We start from the raw sequence: 19,131 nt of genomic DNA on the forward strand, positions 1-19,131 counted from the left end.
ATTCGATAATAAATAATATTCTTTTTATTTGTTTTTTAACTTATGTAATTTTTCGCCCCGTTTTTTATTTGGAAAAATCTCACGTAATGAAATAGAAGTGCCATGCTCCGATACCATTCTTGCATGTGAGCGAGATAATTGACGAGGATGTGATAGATCTGGTTAAATTAATCAACGAACGCTCTTCTGATTCTTTATTTGCTTGTGATGAAGAGAATAAAACGCTTTTACATCTGGTCTTAGCAACTGGTAACGATGAAATGTCCAATTTTTTATTTGATGAAATGAAAAATAATAAAGTAATTTATACAAAAGACCATGAGTTAAAAACGGTTTTTTGGACCTGCATAATTAATAATTTCGCTTTTCAATGTTGGCAAGTGATATACAAAATCAGCATCACTATTAACATAACTGCCAAAAAATACTACTGATTTGAATAATGCTTTAATAGCCATAGATTCTTTTTCCATACCTGGATTAAATTTATCGATAATTGGAAGCATATTAGAAAATGCCTTGGCTTCTTTTATTGCCTGAATAAACTCTTGTTTACGTTTATAATCTCCTGAAAATGAATCTTTTTGCATGGTTTTAAAAGTTTCTGAATTATTGCAAAATGTTCTAATTGCATTTAATTCAGAAAGTACAGAAACCCCTTCTGCAACAACTGCAAAGAAGCATTACAATATTCATTCTGTCTTTTCTATAAATTTCTTAAGTGACAAACAGATTTAAATCATCGAAAGAATATTGTCGTAACTTTGAGATTTCTTGTTCGCATTTGCCCCGTTTCTGTAATTTAACTCAATTATCAACAGCGAAGTTATAGCCAGATAGGAGAAAAAATCTTCTAGCCTGACTTATTTGGAGAAAAATCATTATCCGAGCTCTTCTCTTCAGTTTCTAAGTTTTCCCTCTTCTCTTTGGCGAAGATGCCATAACTTTGCAACATGGACTCTGCTTGTTTACTAGCGGCCTTGTCTGCAAGATAGTATGCTCGTTGGTTGGCAGCATCAAGGTATTTGGTTACTATTGCCTTACAGTCCTCGCCATACTTTTCCAGGCCTTCCTCTGAATCCGGGATGGTTAAGGCATCAAGTTCTTTTTGTGCTTTGACAGAGTACCGGTTATCGCTTTTCATATGGCTATTAATTTGGGCCATTACTTCCACGGGGAGGTTCTCAAGCTCAGGAGGCGGGGCATTACCTTCACGTAGAAGTTCCTGATACAAGAAATTCGTATTAGGTTCATTCACTAATTGTTGCAGGCATTGGGATTGAATTTTTTTACTCTGCTCAATTACGCTAAAAGAGGTTACTTTATCTTTTAGTTCCTCGGGTAAAAGCTTTTTAATATTTTCGTATTCTTCTTCCTTATCCGTATTAATGACAATATGTTTTAGGTTAACGCAGCCCTTAAATGCATCAACACCAATCGATTTTAATCCCTTTGGCAGCGTAATAGTGTTTAAGGCTTTGCAGTTATGAAATGCACCCACACCAATCGAGTTCACGCTCTTTGGTAAGGTGATGGTGGTTAAACTAGTGCATCCGAAAAATGTTAGATCTTTAATCGAGGTCAATTCCTCTGGCAAGATGATGGAGGTTAAATTCTTACAACCGCCAAATGCCTCTGTACCAATAGAGGTCAACTTCTTCGGCAGAGTGATAGTTTGTAATCCAATGCACTCAAAAAATGCCTGTGTTCCAATCATTGTCAACTCATCTGGCAAGGTAATGGATGATAAGTTCATGCATTGAGAAAATGCCTCTATACGAATCGAGATCAAATTCCCTGTATTGTTGACGGCGGCTAAACTCCGGCAATTTTTAAACGCTTCACGACCAAATGAGGTAACTGTATCTGGTACAATGAAAGTTCCATCACTTTGTACATCGCTGTCTAAAACCTCATACAAGACGCCACTTTCCACTCTCATAATAACCCCTAATTGATAACTATTTAAATAAAAATATCAAAATTTATACAATAAATCAATACAATGATCCAAATGATTTTTTAGTGAACTATCTTTTGTTATTTGGGAAGGCGCCGATACGTTTAGTATAATTCTCTTTCCATAGCTGGAGATTTTGAGTATAGGGCCTGGTGTGTACGTCAATGGCATTCGGTTAAGCATATGTGACTTTATCCCCGCAGCTACTTTTCCATTTGTTAATGGGTTTCTGTGATTGTCTTGGTGAGTGACGACCTGGTCTAATTTTTTAGCACACCCTCGAAATACTTTTGAGTATGTTGCTTACGAAACCACATCCCTCATCGGCCACAGATAAAAAGTACTCTTTTAAGACTGCGTCCTATCACAAGTAAACAGTTTTTAAAGTTGACTTTAAGATTTTGATTTCACTACAAAAATTTTTACAATAGCTATTTTTAAGCTCATTGATATCATCTTTCTGATGATATCCTGATGAGGGTGGCGGTAATTGTTTATCTGCCTCTAACTCAAATATTCGGGCAAGATTAATCAGCAACATGTGAGCATCTGCCTTAGGTTTCGTTTAATAATAAGCATTTCCTGCTTTTTCTTTAGCTGTTTTTAAAAGTTCACTCGCTTTTCTTTTTATTTCTTTTGCATTCTCATCAAAGTCATTCATCACTAATCTCCCTTTAGCCATCCTAAATGAATTGCAATTTGCCATGCGTCTATAAATAAGCTTAATAAGAGGTGACTATTTGTCAAATTAAAATTTTTCAATAAATAAATAGATGCTATTTTAGACTCTAACTCAGGTAACCCCTCGTCTTTGATTCGAAACCGCTATGTTATAACTGATTAAATCCACTTTTTAAGAGGAGAGGCAAGCTCATTAAAAAAACAAAGAATTAACAATCATTCTATGCTTAATTGGCAACTCATACTGCGATAAAAAATGGCTGCTCTTGATGGACTTAAATTGCTAGGTTACTGATAGATAGCTCCTCTTATTGCCGCACGACTACAAATAATTTTTAATAAAAAAACGTTAATATAATCAGATAAAAATGCATCACTTGAGCTATCCCATTCCTTTCTTTTTCCAATGAAACCTCATTGTGTCCTATAATTAAACAGTATCTATTATACCTAAATGTACTTTTGAGAATAAATCAGGGAGTTAAGGATGGTGCGCTCAATTTGGAAAGGTGATATTTCTTTTGGATTGGTTTCAATTCCAATTTCATTGATCTCTACCGAAGAAAAAAATGAAATACACTTTCATCTACTAAATTCCAAAACACAAACCCGCGTACGTTATCAGCGAGTAGACGAAGAATCGGGCAAGGAAGTACCCTGGAACGAAATTGTAAAAGGTTATGAATACGATAAGGGTAATTACATTATCATCAATGAAGAAGCTTTTGAAAAAGCGAGTCCTGAGCTCTTTAAAACCATTGATATCGAAGAATTTGTCGACATGAAAGATATTGATAGTCTCTTTTTTACAAAACCCTATTATTTAATTCCTGAAGGAAAAAATAAAAAAGCCTATGTACTTCTACGTGAAGCTTTAAAAAAAACAAACAAAGTGGGTGTGGCCAAAACCATATTACGCACCAAAGAATATTTGAGTATCATTCTTCCACATGAGCATACTCTCCTTTTATATCTTATTCATTTTAAAGATGAACTCCGTTCAGAAGAAGACCTTAATGTTCCTAAAGAAAATATAAAAACGTACAAAATTTCGGATAAAGAAATAAAGATGGCAGTCGATTTAATTAATGATATGAGCGCCATTTGGGAGCCAGAAAAGTATCATAATGAATATCGCGAAACGATGCAAAAATGGCTGGATCAACAAATCAAGGACATAACCAAAAAAGGTAAAAAAGTCTCTAAAGCGGTTCGAAGCCATGATTCTGTAGTTGATTTTGTTTCACTTTTGAAAGAAAGCATGAAAAAGAAAAAATCGAACAAATCTTCTGCAACCAAAAGGAGTGCTACAAAATAAGGAATCGTGTTATGGGACTTAGTCAATATCATAAAAAAAGAGATTTTACTAAAACTCCCGAACCGAAAGGCAAGGTTATCAAAGAACATTCGCGTCTGTTTGTAATTCAAAAGCATGCTGCAAGCCATCTCCATTATGATTTTCGTCTTGAACTGAATGGTGTCTTAAAAAGTTGGGCCATCCCCAAAGGACCAAGCCTTGATCCAAAAGTCAAACGTCTCGCCCTACACGTCGAAGATCATCCCATTGAATATGGCTCTTTTGAAGGCATTATTCCTAAAGGACAGTATGGTGGAGGAACGGTGATGCTATGGGATAAGGGAACTTGGGAGCCACTCGATGATAATCCTTATACAGCCTATGAAAAAGGACATTTGCGTTTTAATCTTCATGCTAAAAAATTAAATGGCCGCTGGGACTTAATTCGATTTAAAGATGAAAAAAATTGGTTTTTGATTAAATACGAAGATCAATACAGCAAAGAAGAGCAAGACTATGATGTAACCCAAATTCTAACAAAAAGTGTTAAATCAAACTACTCCATCGAGGAAATTGCGAAACATTATACCCATGTCTGGCAAAATTCCGAGGCTAAAGCAGTTAAGCCCCAAAGAGCGAAAAAAAAAGCAAAAATTAAACCCACTATTTCCCTACCAGAAAATCTAAGAAAAACCAATTTTCCTGATTTTATTGCACCACAACTTGCAACTTTAGTTGGCGAGCCCCCTGAAGGTAACCAGTGGGCTCATGAAATTAAACTAGATGGTTATCGAATTTTATCCTTTAAAAATGGTGCAGAAGTCATGCTTAAATCGCGCAATAATAAAGATTGGACCCATGAGTTACAGCCTATTGCCGAAGCAATAAATCAACTTCCTTTTGCTCAACTCATTCTCGACGGGGAGGTAGTCGTCCTGGATGCTGAAGGGCGTTCGGATTTTCAATTATTACAAAGCTCTATTAAAAATAAAAAAAAAGCCCCTTTGATTTATTTCCTTTTCGACTTACTGTACTTTGAAGGTTACGACTTACGAGGACTAACCTTAATTGAGCGTAAATCGATTTTAAAAAAAATTCTTGCTGCTAATGTACCTCTCCTTCATTTTAGTGACCATATCATTACAGAAGGAAAAGAGCTTTATGAATATTCTTGTAGCCATGCCTTGGAAGGAATTATTTCTAAGCGTGTAGATGGAGTCTACCTTTCTAAACGAAGCAAAGATTGGTTAAAAATTAAATGCATTAAACGACAAGAGTTCGTAATTGGTGGTTACACTTCCCCTAGAGGAGGACGTGCTCATTTTGGTTCGCTGTTACTTGGGGTATATAATAAAAAAGGAACATTGGATTATACAGGAAATGTGGGGACAGGATTTAATACCCAATCACTGAATGAAATCAATGAACTTCTACTCCAAAATAGGGCACCAATTAATCCATTTAATAGCAAACCTCCTACTCAGGCCCATTGGCTAAAACCGCTTTTGGTCTGTGAGGTAGAATTTACGGAGTGGACAAAAGAAGGTCTTTTGCGGCACCCTAGTTTTAAAGGGATGCGATTGGATAAAAAACCCACTGAAGTCATGCGTGAGCTTGAGCTTCCTTTAAGAAAGGTAAAAAAAGAAAAAGCGACACAAACCACCAAGAACCATTCTCAATTTAAAATGACCAATCCGGATAAAATTCTTTATCCTGAAGATGACATAAGCAAACACGATCTACTGACTTATTATGAAGCAGTCAGTGATTACATTCTTCCTTATTTGACTCTAAGGCCATTAACCTTAGTGCGTTGCCCTTCAGATTACAATAAATGTTTTTATCAACGCCATTATAATAAAGCAACTAAAAAAGCGCTTCATCCCATTGAAGATCCCACAGACGAGGATCATGAGCACTACATTTATTTAAATGACAAAGAGGGGTTATTAAGTCTCGTTCAAATGGGCGTTTTAGAAATTCACCCTTGGGGCAGTACCATTAATCATCTAGAACAGCCAGATATCATTATTATTGATTTAGATCCTGCCCCAGATGTGGCTTGGGCTGATGTCGTTACTGCAGCATTCGATGTTCGCGAGCATTTAATCCAATATCAATTAAAATCATTTGTAAAAAGTAGTGGCGGCAAAGGGTTACACATAGTTATCCCAATTTTACCTGAATACGAATGGGAGGAAGTAAAGCTATTTACTCAGATCTTTGCTCAATTTTTAGAGAAATTAAACCCTCAGCGTTACATCAGTAAAATGACTAAATCAAAACGTAATGGCAAAATTTTTGTAGATTACTTACGTAATCAACGTACAGCAACAGCCATAGCACCTTATTCTACTAGAGCAAAAATTCATGGCTCTGTTGCAACCCCACTTTCATGGGATGAGTTAAGTGATAATCAAGCAGATAATAGTTTCACTATTAAAACCTTACCTTCCCGTTTAAAGCAATTAGCAAAAGATCCCTGGAGCGATTTTTGGATTATAAAACAATCATTAAGGCTTAACGAATTATAATCGATGCTTTCATTTTAAACAGAAGAGAAATTAAGATTTACTTTTCAAATAGGGTCTCATCCAAATCTAATTCAAGTTGAATCCCCTCAAGGATTGTCTCTTGCTTCAATTTGATTCCTATGCCTAATAATCGCACTGGCATACGCTTTCTTAAGAAACCTTCATGGATGAGTTGGCATACAATTTTAAAATCGAGACTGTCATGCACGCGCTCCACTGTGGTTTGCTGAAAATCATTGAATTTTAATTTAACAAAAAGAGTATGTATTCCAAGAACTTCTCCGGCTCGCTGGATTCGTGCTTCAAGGCGCACCATTAATTCGGGTAAAGCAGCCAAACAGGCTTCCACATCCGGTAAATCGTGCAAAAAAGTTTCTTCGACACTAATCGATTTTCGAATACGCTCAGGATTAACGGGACGCTCATCCACACCCCGCGCTAAATCATAAAGCCTCTGCCCCATCACGCCAAACTCATTCACTAAATAGTCCATTGAATGATGCTGTAAATCACCACAGGTTTGAATATTTAACGACTTGAGTCTCTCTTCCATTTTAGGGCCTACACCAAATAATTTACGTACAGGCAAATCAATCATAAATGCAGCCACTTCCTCTGGTTTAATCACCTTTTGCCCATTCGGTTTATGCCAATCACTGGCAATTTTTGCCAAACTCTTGTTCGGTGCAATTCCTGCACTCGCAGTCAATTGTCGTGTCTGATATATTCGCTCCCGTAACTCTTGAGCTATCCAAGTAGCACTTCCTTTACAATTAGGTGAGTCCGTCACATCAAGATAAGCTTCATCTAAAGATAACGGTTCAATAAGATCAGTGTATTCTGCAAATAAATCTCTAATATATTGGCTTTCATTTCGATAAACTTCCATACGCACAGGTCGCAAAATAAGGTGACGGCATAATTTCAGTGCCTGTGCGGTGGACATGGCAGAGCGTACCCCAAATGTACGGGCTGCATAATTGCACGTTGCAATAACCCCTCTGCGGTCAGCGGCCCCTCCTACCGCGATGGGTTTATTGGCCAGCTCAGGAAAATCACGCATCTCAATTGCGGCATAAAAACAATCCATATCAATATGAATGATTTTTCTTATTGAATTTTTATCCTTTACCTCTTTCATGATGTCCTCTTTTAATACACCCGAACCAGAGGAACCTCAGACCATCGAGTGGTATAAGCAGGTGATTTAAGTTCTGCTCGCATCGCCCAAGGCTTTGCATAGCCTTCCGCTGCGAGTCGAATGGTGCTTCGTCCAAATTTTTGGTTGATTTGATCAAACACACTCATCAATTGCTCTGCGTCTTGTATTTGTTCCTCACATGGTTGGTGAAACAAATCCAGCTGTCGTGGTTTTTTAGGAATTAAGTCAAGAAGACATACACCCGCTTTTTTATAGTAATATCCACTTTTAAAAATACGTTGCAGACATCGTTTGGCGATTTTAGTAATTAAGCGCAAATCATCAGTGGGATTAATAAAACGAAACTCTATGGATTGAACATGTTGCGCCAAATCCTCGCGAAACCGATTGGTATGCAGAAAAACACTTATGCGTTGTGCCACCAAATGTTGATGACGCATTTTTTCCACCGCTCGGGCACAATGACTGCTGACTGATTCCGCGATTGAAGCCAATTGTGTTTGCATTTGTCCAAAACTTTTAGAGGACATAATATTTTGTTTGGCCTCGACCTCTTCTAAACCACCACAGGCAACTCCTTGCAGTTCGATTGCTGTCCGCATCAGCACCACATTAAAACTCTTCTTCAAAAGATGAGGATTCGTCGTTGCCAAATCATAGGCAGTATGAATGCCGCGCGCGATTAATTTGTTTTCCCATTGCCGTCCTACACCCCAGATGTCCCCTACGGAAATCTGCTGCAATAAGGATTCACGGTTCGAGGTAATATTAAATATGGGAATTTTAAAAACTTTTTTACACAAATGATTGGCTACCTTGGCCAAGGTTTTAGTGGGCCCTATACCAATCGAAGTAGGTATCCCTGTATGTTTTAAGATTTTCTTTTGTAATTGTTCGCAAAAGGAATCGTGGATGGCTAAGGGTAAGCTACTTAAATCAAGAAATGCTTCATCAATGGAGTAAATTTCCACATGCGGCCAGCTTTCTTCAATGGTACACATCACGCGATGACTGATGTTGCCGTAAAGAGTGTAATTCGAGGAAAAGGCTTTCACTCCGTGCTGTTTGCACAAATTTTTAATTTTAAAATAAGGCTCACCCATGGTAATGCCCAATGCCTTAGCCTCATTCGAACGCGCGATGCAACATCCATCATTATTGGATAACACCACGATAGGAACGTCCTTTAAATCAGGGCGAAACAAGCGCTCACAACTGGCATAAAAATTATTGCAATCCACTAGCGCAAACATGTTAGACAAGCTCATGTAGCACTAAAGTCACCACACCCCAAATCACCATTTCATCCTCCTCCGTAATATCAATGGGTTTAAATTTGGGATTAGCAGGGAGTAATTGTACCTTGCCTGCCTTTTTCGACAGGTGTTTTACGGTGAGCTCACCATTGACCGCAGCAATCACAATACGACCATCGGACGGTTCTATGCTTCTATCGACTAAAAGCCAATCCCCTGAAAAAATACCCGCATTCACCATGGAATCTCCTGTCGCTTGCAACACAAATGTGGAGGCTGGGTGCTTTATGAATTTGGTATTTAAATCGAGATAGCCCTCAATGTAATCATCGGCAGGTGATGGAAAACCTGCTTGTATTTTGCTTGCAAATACCGGCAGCTGGTATGCCCCGCGATTCTTTAGTTGCTCTAACTCAATAAGTTGAGATAGGGGAAGACGAACTGCTTTGGTCGGCTCACCCTTGGGACGCCCTGCACCTGCTCTTTTTCCGCCTCGTGGTGACATAAATGGTTCTTTTTTTGATTTACGTACAATTATCATAGGCAAAAGAAAACACGCTGTAAATCCCATTCCAAGGCACTTGCACTAAAATTCAACCTAAGTCGGCGAGAATATTAAGAAAAAAATTTTTTAAAATTTTTAATTGAGACAATGGTTCCATTGCCAATAGATGATCAAAATCAATTCAATTGTGGTATCACCAGAAGGAATAAATCTCCAGCGCAGTATTTCATGAGCGCTCGTTGGAACATCGACTGCTCATGAGGCACTATTAAATCGTTTGGTAATATGGATTAAATCCAATCAGCTTACTTATTTTCCCTCTATGAATGACATCCCCATATTCAAGCCCTCATCAGCACCTTCTTCAAGAAGATTTTCTCCTTGGTCTACTGGTGATTGATTTTGTCCGCCACTTACAGATTGCACAATATCATCTAGAGCATCAGGTAGCATAGATGAGGCAATCTGCATAAGATCTGAATTAGTTCCTGAAGGGGAGTCCATGCTCATGCTTGAGTCATCATTAGATTGGTTATTGTTTTGATTTTGTAACATCTGTGCGGCATCGTTTATTATGTCTAAAGAATCGTCTGCTATCTGCTTGGCTACTCCTTCGGCTATCTGAGCCATAATGAATACCTCGTTTATAAAGCTCTATATATAAGAATAGCACAAATAATAAACATCCCTGGCCTTACTGACGGGGCATGCAGTTCAGTCTAGGTGAGCGCTTGGGCTCCACCGCAAACCTTTTACTTACCAATGCAGAAACTGGAAAAGATATACCCTAATAAATCATCAGAAGTGAATTCGCCAGTGATTTCACACAAATTTTGATGTGCTTGACGTAAATCTTCGGCTAACAATTCCCCAGCTCGATGCTCGAGCAGTTGTTGTTGGCCAATAGACAGTATTCTTTTGGCTTCATCTAGTGCGTGCAGATGACGTCTTCTGGCAAGAAAGTGCCCCTCATTCGGTTGATAACCTACAACTTGTTTTATCAATTGCTTCAAACCATCCATTCCCTCTCCTGATTTTGCAGAAATATAGACGGTATGATCATGTATTTGCGTAGTATGTCCCAAGGTATCAATTTTATTGAATACAGTAATAATAGGAACTTCTGGAGGTAATGCGGTTTTAATTTCTTTTGTTAAATGATAATGCTGCTCTAAATCATTCACATCAACAACAAGTAACACACAATCTGCTTTCTTTAGTTCTTGCCATGCGCGTTTAATTCCCTCTTTTTCAACTACATCATTCGATTCGCGTAACCCCGCGGTATCGATGATGTGCAGGGGAATATCATCCAGTAAAATATGTTCTCGCATGACATCACGTGTAGTGCCAGCAATTTCGGTAACTATGGCAATATCACGTCCAGCCAAGCAATTAATTAAAGTTGATTTTCCCGCATTAGGCCTTCCAGCAATCACTACGGATAACCCTTCGCGCAGGATCACTCCCTGATTGGCTTGAGCTCGTATCTCTTCTAATTCGGTTACAATATTTTGTAATAAATGGGCAACTTTACCGTCATTAAGAAAATCTATTTCCTCTTCTGGGAAATCAATTGCCGCTTCTACATACAGGCGTAAATGAATAATTTTTTCATTTAATTGATTAATTTTATTTGAGAACTCACCTTGTAAGGACTTTAAAGCCATTCGCGCGGCAGTTTGTGAACTGGCTTGGATTAGATCAGCTATTGCTTCTGCTTGAGTTAAATCAATTTTATCATTTAAAAACGCGCGTTCCGAAAATTCGCCTGGCCGTGCCATGCGAGCCCCAAGTTGCATACATACTTTGGTAAGCATATCAAGAACAACAGGAGAACCATGGGCTTGGATTTCAACAACGTCCTCACCGGTAAACGAATGAGGTGCTTTAAAATAAATCATAATTCCTTGATCAATTAAAGAATCTAAGGATGGTGATTTATTGTTTGCTGTAAATGAGTAAAAGGAACAAAAAGTTGCCAAGCGGGGTTTTAAGGTCTTATTGCCATTAAGCAATACAGCAATAGAATATGCTTCTGGCCCTGATAATCGGATAATTCCTACCCCACCTCTTCCGGGTGGGGTAGCGATAGCTACTATAGTTTCTGTAGACATTTATTTAGCTGGAGCAAGTTTTTTTACAGATTTTTCATCAGAATATTTACGGGTAATGTACCATTGTTGCAATATAGATAAAGTATTATTCACAATCCAATACAATACCAAACCGGCTGGAAAATTCCAAAACAAACCTGTAAATAATACCGGTAAAAACATCATGACTTTTGCTTGCATTGGATCCGGAGGTGCTGGATTTAATTTTTGTTGAATCAGCATCGTAGCCCCCATAATTAATGGCAATACATGATAGGGATCAGCTGAAGCCAAATCTTTAATCCAGAAAATAAAGGGCGCTTGTCTTAACTCAACACTTTCCAGTAAAACCCAATACAGAGCAATAAAGACAGGAATTTGAATCACGATGGGTAAACAACCGCCCAAAGGATTTACTTTTTCCTGTTTGTATAACTCCATGGTAGCCTGGCTGATTTTTGCTTTATCATCGCCATAGCGCTCGCGCAAGGCTTGTAATTTAGGCTGTAACTTTCGCATTCCAGCCATGGATTTATAGCTAGCAGCAGATAAACGATAAAAGGCTAACTTGATTAATACGGTCACTAAAACGATAGACCAGCCCCAGTTACCTACAACATTATAAATCGCTTTCATCAACGAGAATAATAGCGATGATAAAAACCATAAAATTCCATAATCGACGGTAAGATCAAGCGATGGAGCAATATTTTTTAAGACACTGGTAATTTCTGGGCCTAAATACAATTTAGCACTGACCGTTTTTTGCTCCTCAGGTTTCAGTGTAATCGGGTTGCTTACAGCACCAATGGTATAATCATTATTTACCGCTCGTGTATAAAATTTATTATTCGTATCCGCAGTTGGAATCCAAGCTGTTAAAAAATAGTGTTGCTGCATGGCAATCCAGCCACCTTTACTGTCCACATCCAGGTTTGCTTTATTCATGTCACTAAAGCTTACTTTTTGATAACGATGTTTTCCTGGTTCTGAATAGGAAGCGCCTGTATATGAGCCAACATGAAATACACTTGATTTGTCTTCTTTGGGTGAACTACGTAAAAGCTGCGTATTCAAATATCCAGTCCAATCAGTGCTGCTGCTATTAACGATTTTGTAATTTACCTCGATGAGGTAGCTACCTTTAGTAAAAACGAGCTCTTTTTTAACATCGAGTCCATCGTCATTTTTTCCACTCAGTGTTACTACTAATTGCTTCTGATCGGGAGCCAGTTCGTATTGTTGTTTTGGGGTTGTAAAATTAAAATTAAGTGCTTGAACATTCTGTCCTGCAGGAACAAAAAGACTGCTGTTCGCCACATAACGCTCGCCAGATTGGTTCTGTAACAGAAGAAATGGCTTATTTTTTTCATCCACACTTTGAGGATAATCAAGGAGCTTTCCAGAGACTACATCGCCATGTTGCAGATCAATACTTACATCTAAAACGTCTGTTTTAACACGGACTAATGGGGCATTGCTGTTATTGGCTTGCTCAACAACTGCAGTTGTTGGAGTTGATGTATTGGAGTTAGAGGGTGCTACTTGAGGTAACAATGGCTGGCCACTGTTCTCTTGGCTCATCGTATTTTCTGTTGGTATAGGCTTAGCAGGATAATCTATTTGCCAGGCATTCCAAAGTGATAAACTAACTAGCGCAAGCGCCATATATAAAACAATACGTCGTATATCCATCAATGATTCTCGTTGTTGGGGAGTACTGGATCGTAACCACCGCGTGACCAAGGGTGGCACCGTAATACTCTTTTTAAAGCCATCCATAAACCTTTGGTTATGCCACATTGTTGGATAGCGCTTTCCGCATATTGTGAACAACTTGGGTAATATCGGCAACTTGGCTTTAACAAGGGGCTAATCAAATATTGATATAGTTTGATGGGAAAACAAACTATTTTTCGTAACATGAGATTATTTTTTTCCATGTTTTGCCCATTCTAGCGTTTATACTTGCACTTGTTTGTTTTGCTACGCCTTGTCTTGCTAAAAAAACCACATCGACTGCAGGTAGTTCTTCTTGTCGAAAGCTTTCTCTTAACAGCCGTTTGATACGATTTCGATCATGAGCTTTTGCTATCACTTTTTTTGATAACGCCAGCCCAAGTCGTGCATAACCTAAATTATTCTCTCTAGAGAGAATGATAAATTCGGATGTTACTATTTTTTTTGCTTGTTCAAACACATGATTATAATCTTTTTTGGTTAATAATCGTTGTGTTTTTTTAAATGCAAACACTTATGCAGTCAAACGCTTACGGCCTTTAGCACGACGACGTTTAATTACTAATCTACCTGCACGAGTAGCCATACGCTCACGAAAACCATGATCACGTTTACGTTTTAAATTACTGGGTTGAAAGGTACGTTTCATGATGAACCTGCTAATAAATTATGAGGCTGGCAATGATAGAGAACTTTTTTTCTACTGTCAATTTTAGCATTTGATTATTTTTTGTATATTTTCTTTTTTTAATTTGAAAAGTGCTCGCTGTTAATAACTTCATTAAATTTATTTTTTTAAATTTTTTATTATTACTATGTCTTATATCTCTTGTTGATAACTTTTTTATTTTATTAAAAATCAATAAGTTGGTTAATATATAAGTTTGTTTGTAAGCTCTTTTTAAGCCTGTGATCTATTTGTATGTATCTTTATGTTTTGCTTTATTCATTGTTTTATTAGCATCTTATTCCCGTTATTCGATCGTATTTATTCATAGGTAACTTGGGTCAATCTGCTTTGATTTTTAACATTTGTTAAGAGGAGGTTTGCGAAGGATTTGTCTTTTGGGCACGATAAATAATTATTTATTGATTTAAATATACTTTCATAGCTTCGTTTATAAAGATTAAAAAGTAAAAAGAGGCCCTTTATTTTGTCCAATATTTATCTGGGGCAATAATGTGATGAGGATCAATCGCGTCTTTAATTTTTTTGATCAAAGACCAATAAGGGCTCTCTAAATTAACAAGGGTGTTGATGACATGGATAGGTACGCGATGGGGGACAAACCCTTGTTTTATCCCTCGTTCTAAAAGATCCAGATAAAAAGCATGCGCTTTGTCTTTGCCAGTAGGATCAGAAAGATTGAATGCGACACGCGCTAATCCTACTAATACATCCGATTTATAGGGAAGGACGTGAAATCGGTTATCAGTCACTTGGTGCAGCTCAGCTGACGTACTGACAAGCTCATGAAAAGAAAGTAAGTTTTCTGATGTCGCTGCGAAGAGGACAATATACCATATAAAGCCAACACCATCTTCTGCTAATTCTAAATACCTGTCTTGAGGAACATCAATTTGCAGCAGTTGATATTGTTCTTTTAAATTATGCTCATTGGGATATCCTTTTGCATAACTCAATGACATGTCCAATAAATCTACTAATGAGGCAATTCGACTAAAATGCTTTTGCATAAAAGGACGATGAAACATTTTTTTTAAACGCAAAATGTTTTTATCGCCAATGGAGTAACCTTTTAAGCCTCCGTTTCGTATGAGCTTTTTTAACATTTTTTTTCTGGCTTGATGTAACGAGAGGTCCATACTCGCGATGATGCAAGAATAAGAATATCCACCCGTTTGTTTCGTAGGAAGTAAGGCCTTGCTCCATCTCCCACTGAGTATATTGCTGTGGCCATTTAGGGCATTATATTGATGATAAATATCAATGGTCTTAGCCAGGGCTGCTTTATCAGGAGCACTAATGTAAAAGGTAGTGATGTATTTGGGTTGGTGATATAACGCTATGGTCATCGCGGTGACTATAGCAAAATCGCATTGAATAAATAAACCTTCCAAGAGAGGACCAACACCAATTCTGATGGGGGGGGTGAGTTGTTTTTTACAAAGCACATTTATCCCATCGTTATAAAGGGAGCCATCTGGAAGTACGCATTCAATAGAACGAATGGTATGAATGGCCGATCCTAAAACCCCCACGCCTTTATCCAAGATATTACCTATAATGCTGGTATTCGGGCCGGCTCCGGTAATGGAACTCATGAATCGAGCTTTTTTGCTATCAAGAAAGACGCGTAAGTCGCCTTGAGTTACTCCGGGCTGAATGGTGATTATTCCTGTTTTTTCTTCAAAATGAATCACTTGTTTCATTTTGGATAGGTCTACAACCACTGATTTGTTACGTTTTGGTATGGCACTCCCCAATCCCCAATTACGACCTGTACTAATCGGATATAATGAGATTTGGAATTTATTGGCTAATAAAACCAGTTTTTGCACATCTTCCTTGCACTCGGGTTGGAATACGGCATCAATCTCCGCGTTAATACCTAAGGTGTTTTTTTTATAAAAGGCAAGATCTGGTTCTCTAATGATTGTTCCTGTAGCTTGAAGTTGTTCGAAAAAGGAATCCGGTATGTTTTGATCCATATTTTTTCTTCCAGATAGCTGACTAACTCGCTAGGTCATGCAAGTCCAAACTATTATTGAGTATAGGATATAAAGAGTAATGAATTGGTAGGGGTTAAAAATAATCATGCATTGATTCCCTTTGAATCGACTAAAACTTCTGGAAATCCCTTTATTATGGTCTAAATTTAAACAATATGGCTTTTGTAATCCACTTAAAGGTTGAGTATTTAAAAAGATGTATTAGCAATGCGTTGTATGGGATTAACGGTGTGAACTGAATAATAATTTAAAAAATCTCCAAATCCTCATTTCAAGCATTAACTACAGAACAGATTAAGAGCGCAACATGCTTTTTTCTAAAAGAGAATGAGTTTTGGGGTCAACGTGAAGAATTTGTATGTAAAAACGATCAAACCCGGACATTTAACTGATTCACAAAAGCAAGAGCTGGTTGCATTGCATCAACAGCAAATTCATCTGGACGCGCAAACTATTTTGGATTATCTGCTCCCTCGCGATTATCTACTGTTCTATTACCATAAACAAAGCCATCATTTGGTTGCTACCATTGGGGTACAGATCATTAATTTTAAAAAAACATCGATTATTTATTTTGGCAATGTCGTGGTCGATCCATCCTGTGCACATGAAGGGTGTATTTCTCATGCTTCAGCCAAATATGTTTTTCGTTTATTTTTAAAATATCCATTCAAACGCAAATACTGCTCCGGTTTAGCTTCAAGCTCGGGTTCTTTAGTTTATTCTTTAAAGCACAAACCCTCATGGCCTAATCCTGATGAAGAAACGCCAGAGGACATCACTCAACTGATGATCAAAGCCCTACATGAAATAGGAGTAGACAGTTATCGAGTGGAACAGGGAAATTTAATTGCTACTAATCTAGCAAAGAAAGTAAAAAAAGAGTTCCATGTGAAGCAAAAGCCTCCTACTGCAGCAGAGTCTTTTTTTAAACGAATAAATCCAGGGGCGGAACAAGGGGAGCAAGTATTTTTTCTAAATCCATTTACTTTAACCAATGCTCTCGATTTAGCTATTCATGCGTTGCATGGGCATTTAATTAAAAGCCCCGGGTTTTATCGCCGTATAAAGAAATATAAACAGGAAAAACCATTTTTTTGTCTTATTATCTTGGGGTTATGCATTGTTAAAAATAAATTTTGGTGAATCCGCTGTGATCTCGAGCACCTCAAAAGTAGTTTTCGCACCCAATCCATCGATTTCTCAGATTGTTCTATAGTTGTTTCAAATAAAGGTCAAGTGTAAGATGAAAACCAAGTTTTGGATTTGAAAGCTAACTCGAAGAGAAAGAAGGAGATATGGACTCTCTTTACAAACAACTGATTCGATCTTCAATTTTGGGGACGCTTGTGATGCTCGCCCTCCTTTTTATCCCAGCAGGTACCCTGAACTATTGGCAAGGTTGGGTTTATATGGCGGTATTCATGATTGCCTCTGCCGCATACAGCGTATATTTAGCAAAACATGATCCAGCGCTTCTCAAGCGCCGTACCGAAGCGGGCATAGCGTATGAAAAGGAACCTGCGCAGAAAATTATTATGCTTTTACTTTTTGTGACCTGTACCGTGCTTATTGTTCTGCCGCCGCTCGATGTGCGCTTCGGTTGGTCGCTGGTACCCGGGTACGTCTCGATCATCGGTGACGTGCTAATTGTTTTCTCATTCTATATTTTTTATCTTGTCTCAAAAGTGAATACTTATGCTGCTGCCAACATTCGTGTTGAAGAGGGGCAAAAAGTAATAAGCACTGGTCTATACGGGGTCGTCCGTCACCCGATGTACCTTGGTGCCATATTTCTTTTCATCGGCACGCCGCTTGCACTTGGTTCTTGGTGGACGCTGCTTTGGGTTCCGGTCCTTTTGTCCATTCTAGTTGCTCGTATCCTAAATGAGGAAAAAATACTTGCACGGGATTTGCCAGGATACACGGAGTATCAAAAAGAAGTCACCACGCGGCTTATACCGTTTATTTGGTAACCCAAACAATACTGTATTCTTCAACTTGTTATCGCCGTTGCCACGATAATAGATTTGATTAGTTATCCATAACGGAGCGCAAAATTAAATAAAAATTAGCTCCGATTAGCTAATCAGACCCTTTTAACATCCTAATCTGCTCATGTTACGCACGATCTATTTTAAGCAGCCATATTTTTAAGCTCCCGCCATGCAAGCTGATTTGCTCTAAGGATCAATCTGTACTTAATGGCAAAATGATTTAATTGAGTTTTTATCTTCAACAATTCCAGCTTGCAGTATGCAATAATAGAAGCATAAATATGATTACACTGAGTTTTAACGGTTCGAGTGGGCGACTTGGTTAAGCTTGCATTTTGCTTAATTGATTTGTGATACTCTTCAATCCGCCACCGTTTCTGGTACACTTCATAAAGACGTTCGGCACTACTTGGCATGTCATTAGAAACAAGATAGAGAATTCCTGTTGAACCGTTTTCGTTTTTGAACACTTTTTTCAGGAGCCTCACGGGGAAGTCTAGGCCTTTAAGCCAGACTGTGTGGGCTACATCCTCTTCTAATTCTAAAGCTCTTACTTGTTGGTACCGTCCGTTTTTGGCCTCGTTTTCAGATAAAGCTAACGTGCGGTTAGATTTAATCCCAATGATAAACGATTTTTGAAGGTCTTTATGGATGTGAACCATATTGGCCTTCGAGCCAAACCAGTTGTCTGCAAGCACATAATCAAACATCACTTTATTGGTAATGGCCTGAGTAATCAGGTTTTGAAATAATTGATTTTTGGTAACCGATGATTTTCTTCTGGCTTGTTTGGTTTTAATATCACAATAGGCAACATCTTTTTTAATCACCTCATACCCTATGGGTACACTGAAGTCAGCATAGCGAACCATGCATGACAAGATGTTGATTCCTTTGAGCACGCTCCCTTTAGCATGAGAGTAATGCCAACAATTAATTTCATTCTCATCCGTGTAGGGTTTCTCTTCGATGGAGTCATCCAGTATTAAGACACCACCAACCGTTTCTTGCGACCTCACTGGCTTTTTTACATAGCGCCAAAGGGATTTTGAATCAAAAGACTCAAAACGAAGAAATCGAGTCACCTTGTCATGCGCAAATGCTCCATCAACCAAATCAGATAATCCGGTGGCTGTCGCATATTTGTTCTGACAAATTAAATAATCACTATAAAGATCAAGCATATCCATTTAACTTCCTCCCTAAAAT

General features: G+C 38.1%; 17 protein-coding genes. 4 read left to right on the forward strand and 13 right to left on the reverse strand.

The genetic code is table 11. The features are described 5' to 3' along the window. Positions 1 to 323: 323 nt before the first annotated feature. Positions 324 to 590, reverse strand: a complete 267-nt coding sequence (locus OQJ26_RS17755; RefSeq protein WP_265705041.1) for a hypothetical protein — start codon at positions 588 to 590, stop codon at positions 324 to 326. A gap of 263 nt (positions 591 to 853) precedes the next feature. Then, entirely contained in the window at positions 854 to 1,942 is a 1,089-nt protein-coding gene (locus OQJ26_RS17760; protein WP_265705042.1) for a leucine-rich repeat domain-containing protein, read from the reverse strand. 1,186 nt (positions 1,943 to 3,128) lie between these two features. Here OQJ26_RS17760 and ku point away from each other — a divergent pair. Together ku and ligD are read left to right on the forward strand one after the other, a co-directional pair. Then, positions 3,129 to 3,959: a non-homologous end joining protein Ku gene (gene ku, locus OQJ26_RS17765; RefSeq protein ID WP_265705043.1), complete on the forward strand. Its 831-nt coding sequence runs from the start codon at positions 3,129 to 3,131 to the stop codon at positions 3,957 to 3,959. 11 nt (positions 3,960 to 3,970) lie between these two features. Continuing rightward, on the forward strand, positions 3,971 to 6,472 hold the full coding sequence (ligD, locus tag OQJ26_RS17770; RefSeq protein WP_265705044.1) for a DNA ligase D: 2,502 nt from the start codon (positions 3,971 to 3,973) through the stop codon (positions 6,470 to 6,472). 37 nt (positions 6,473 to 6,509) lie between these two features. On the opposite strand, the gene dinB is transcribed toward ligD, so the two are convergent. From dinB to OQJ26_RS17820, 10 genes are all read right to left on the reverse strand, one after another. Continuing rightward, the gene (gene dinB / locus OQJ26_RS17775) at positions 6,510 to 7,613 is read right to left on the reverse strand and encodes a DNA polymerase IV (RefSeq protein WP_265705045.1); all 1,104 of its coding nucleotides are present in this window, start codon (positions 7,611 to 7,613) and stop codon (positions 6,510 to 6,512) included. Positions 7,614 to 7,624: 11 nt separating this feature from the next. Continuing rightward, entirely contained in the window at positions 7,625 to 8,902 is a 1,278-nt protein-coding gene (locus OQJ26_RS17780; RefSeq protein WP_265705046.1) for a Y-family DNA polymerase, read from the reverse strand. Continuing rightward, positions 8,889 to 9,395 (reverse strand): LexA family protein, encoded by a 507-nt coding sequence (locus OQJ26_RS17785; protein ID WP_265705047.1) that lies wholly within the window; start codon positions 9,393 to 9,395, stop codon positions 8,889 to 8,891. The genes OQJ26_RS17780 and OQJ26_RS17785 overlap by 14 nt, the downstream gene beginning before the upstream one ends. 309 nt (positions 9,396 to 9,704) lie before the next feature. Further along, complete coding sequence (locus OQJ26_RS17790) at positions 9,705 to 10,025, reverse strand: hypothetical protein (RefSeq protein ID WP_265705048.1); 321 nt, start codon at positions 10,023 to 10,025, stop codon at positions 9,705 to 9,707. 122 nt (positions 10,026 to 10,147) lie between these two features. Continuing rightward, on the reverse strand, positions 10,148 to 11,512 hold the full coding sequence (mnmE, locus tag OQJ26_RS17795) for a tRNA uridine-5-carboxymethylaminomethyl(34) synthesis GTPase MnmE (protein WP_265705049.1): 1,365 nt from the start codon (positions 11,510 to 11,512) through the stop codon (positions 10,148 to 10,150). Further along, positions 11,513 to 13,186, reverse strand: a complete 1,674-nt coding sequence (yidC, locus tag OQJ26_RS17800) for a membrane protein insertase YidC (RefSeq protein WP_265705050.1) — start codon at positions 13,184 to 13,186, stop codon at positions 11,513 to 11,515. It lies immediately after the preceding gene. Continuing rightward, positions 13,186 to 13,434, reverse strand: coding sequence for a membrane protein insertion efficiency factor YidD (gene yidD, locus OQJ26_RS17805; RefSeq protein ID WP_265705051.1), 249 nt, complete (start codon positions 13,432 to 13,434; stop codon positions 13,186 to 13,188). Before yidD ends, yidC begins: the two co-directional genes overlap by 1 nt. Beyond that, positions 13,401 to 13,745 (reverse strand): ribonuclease P protein component, encoded by a 345-nt coding sequence (gene rnpA / locus OQJ26_RS17810; RefSeq protein ID WP_265705052.1) that lies wholly within the window; start codon positions 13,743 to 13,745, stop codon positions 13,401 to 13,403. Before rnpA ends, yidD begins: the two co-directional genes overlap by 34 nt. After that, a complete protein-coding gene (gene rpmH / locus OQJ26_RS17815) occupies positions 13,746 to 13,880 on the reverse strand; it encodes a 50S ribosomal protein L34 (RefSeq protein WP_019232681.1) in 135 nt (44 codons plus the stop codon). 500 nt (positions 13,881 to 14,380) lie between these two features. Beyond that, positions 14,381 to 15,904, reverse strand: a complete 1,524-nt coding sequence (locus OQJ26_RS17820; protein ID WP_265705053.1) for an FAD-binding oxidoreductase — start codon at positions 15,902 to 15,904, stop codon at positions 14,381 to 14,383. Between the two features lie 366 nt (positions 15,905 to 16,270). Here OQJ26_RS17820 and OQJ26_RS17825 point away from each other — a divergent pair, with 366 nt between their 5' ends. Then, positions 16,271 to 17,071, forward strand: a complete 801-nt coding sequence (locus OQJ26_RS17825; protein ID WP_265705054.1) for a hypothetical protein — start codon at positions 16,271 to 16,273, stop codon at positions 17,069 to 17,071. A 152-nt stretch (positions 17,072 to 17,223) separates the two neighbouring features. Beyond that, on the forward strand, positions 17,224 to 17,901 hold the full coding sequence (locus tag OQJ26_RS17830) for a methyltransferase family protein (protein ID WP_265705055.1): 678 nt from the start codon (positions 17,224 to 17,226) through the stop codon (positions 17,899 to 17,901). A 161-nt stretch (positions 17,902 to 18,062) separates the two neighbouring features. Here the strand turns inward: OQJ26_RS17830 and OQJ26_RS17835 are convergent, their stop codons facing one another. After that, positions 18,063 to 19,112 (reverse strand): IS701 family transposase, encoded by a 1,050-nt coding sequence (locus OQJ26_RS17835; protein WP_265701959.1) that lies wholly within the window; start codon positions 19,110 to 19,112, stop codon positions 18,063 to 18,065. Positions 19,113 to 19,131: the final 19 nt, after the last annotated feature.

It is taken from the genome of Legionella sheltonii (genome assembly GCF_026191355.1).
In the GTDB taxonomy this organism is placed as follows: Bacteria; Pseudomonadota; Gammaproteobacteria; order Legionellales; family Legionellaceae; genus Legionella; species Legionella sheltonii.

Bases quoted from the DNA above. Each gene is read 5' to 3' on its own strand.
- OQJ26_RS17755 (WP_265705041.1), bottom strand. From the start codon at position 590: ATGCAAAAAGATTCATTTTCAGGAGATTATAAACGTAAACAAGAGTTT.
- OQJ26_RS17760 (WP_265705042.1), bottom strand. From the start codon at position 1,942: ATGAGAGTGGAAAGTGGCGTCTTGTATGAGGTTTTAGACAGCGATGTA.
- ku (WP_265705043.1), top strand. From the start codon at position 3,129: ATGGTGCGCTCAATTTGGAAAGGTGATATTTCTTTTGGATTGGTTTCA.
- ligD (WP_265705044.1), top strand. From the start codon at position 3,971: ATGGGACTTAGTCAATATCATAAAAAAAGAGATTTTACTAAAACTCCC.
- dinB (WP_265705045.1), bottom strand. From the start codon at position 7,613: ATGAAAGAGGTAAAGGATAAAAATTCAATAAGAAAAATCATTCATATT.
- OQJ26_RS17780 (WP_265705046.1), bottom strand. From the start codon at position 8,902: ATGAGCTTGTCTAACATGTTTGCGCTAGTGGATTGCAATAATTTTTAT.
- OQJ26_RS17785 (WP_265705047.1), bottom strand. From the start codon at position 9,395: ATGTCACCACGAGGCGGAAAAAGAGCAGGTGCAGGGCGTCCCAAGGGT.
- OQJ26_RS17790 (WP_265705048.1), bottom strand. From the start codon at position 10,025: ATGGCTCAGATAGCCGAAGGAGTAGCCAAGCAGATAGCAGACGATTCT.
- mnmE (WP_265705049.1), bottom strand. From the start codon at position 11,512: ATGTCTACAGAAACTATAGTAGCTATCGCTACCCCACCCGGAAGAGGT.
- yidC (WP_265705050.1), bottom strand. From the start codon at position 13,186: ATGGATATACGACGTATTGTTTTATATATGGCGCTTGCGCTAGTTAGT.
- yidD (WP_265705051.1), bottom strand. From the start codon at position 13,434: ATGGAAAAAAATAATCTCATGTTACGAAAAATAGTTTGTTTTCCCATC.
- rpmH (WP_019232681.1), bottom strand. From the start codon at position 13,880: ATGAAACGTACCTTTCAACCCAGTAATTTAAAACGTAAACGTGATCAT.
- OQJ26_RS17820 (WP_265705053.1), bottom strand. From the start codon at position 15,904: ATGGATCAAAACATACCGGATTCCTTTTTCGAACAACTTCAAGCTACA.
- OQJ26_RS17830 (WP_265705055.1), top strand. From the start codon at position 17,224: ATGGACTCTCTTTACAAACAACTGATTCGATCTTCAATTTTGGGGACG.
- OQJ26_RS17835 (WP_265701959.1), bottom strand. From the start codon at position 19,112: ATGGATATGCTTGATCTTTATAGTGATTATTTAATTTGTCAGAACAAA.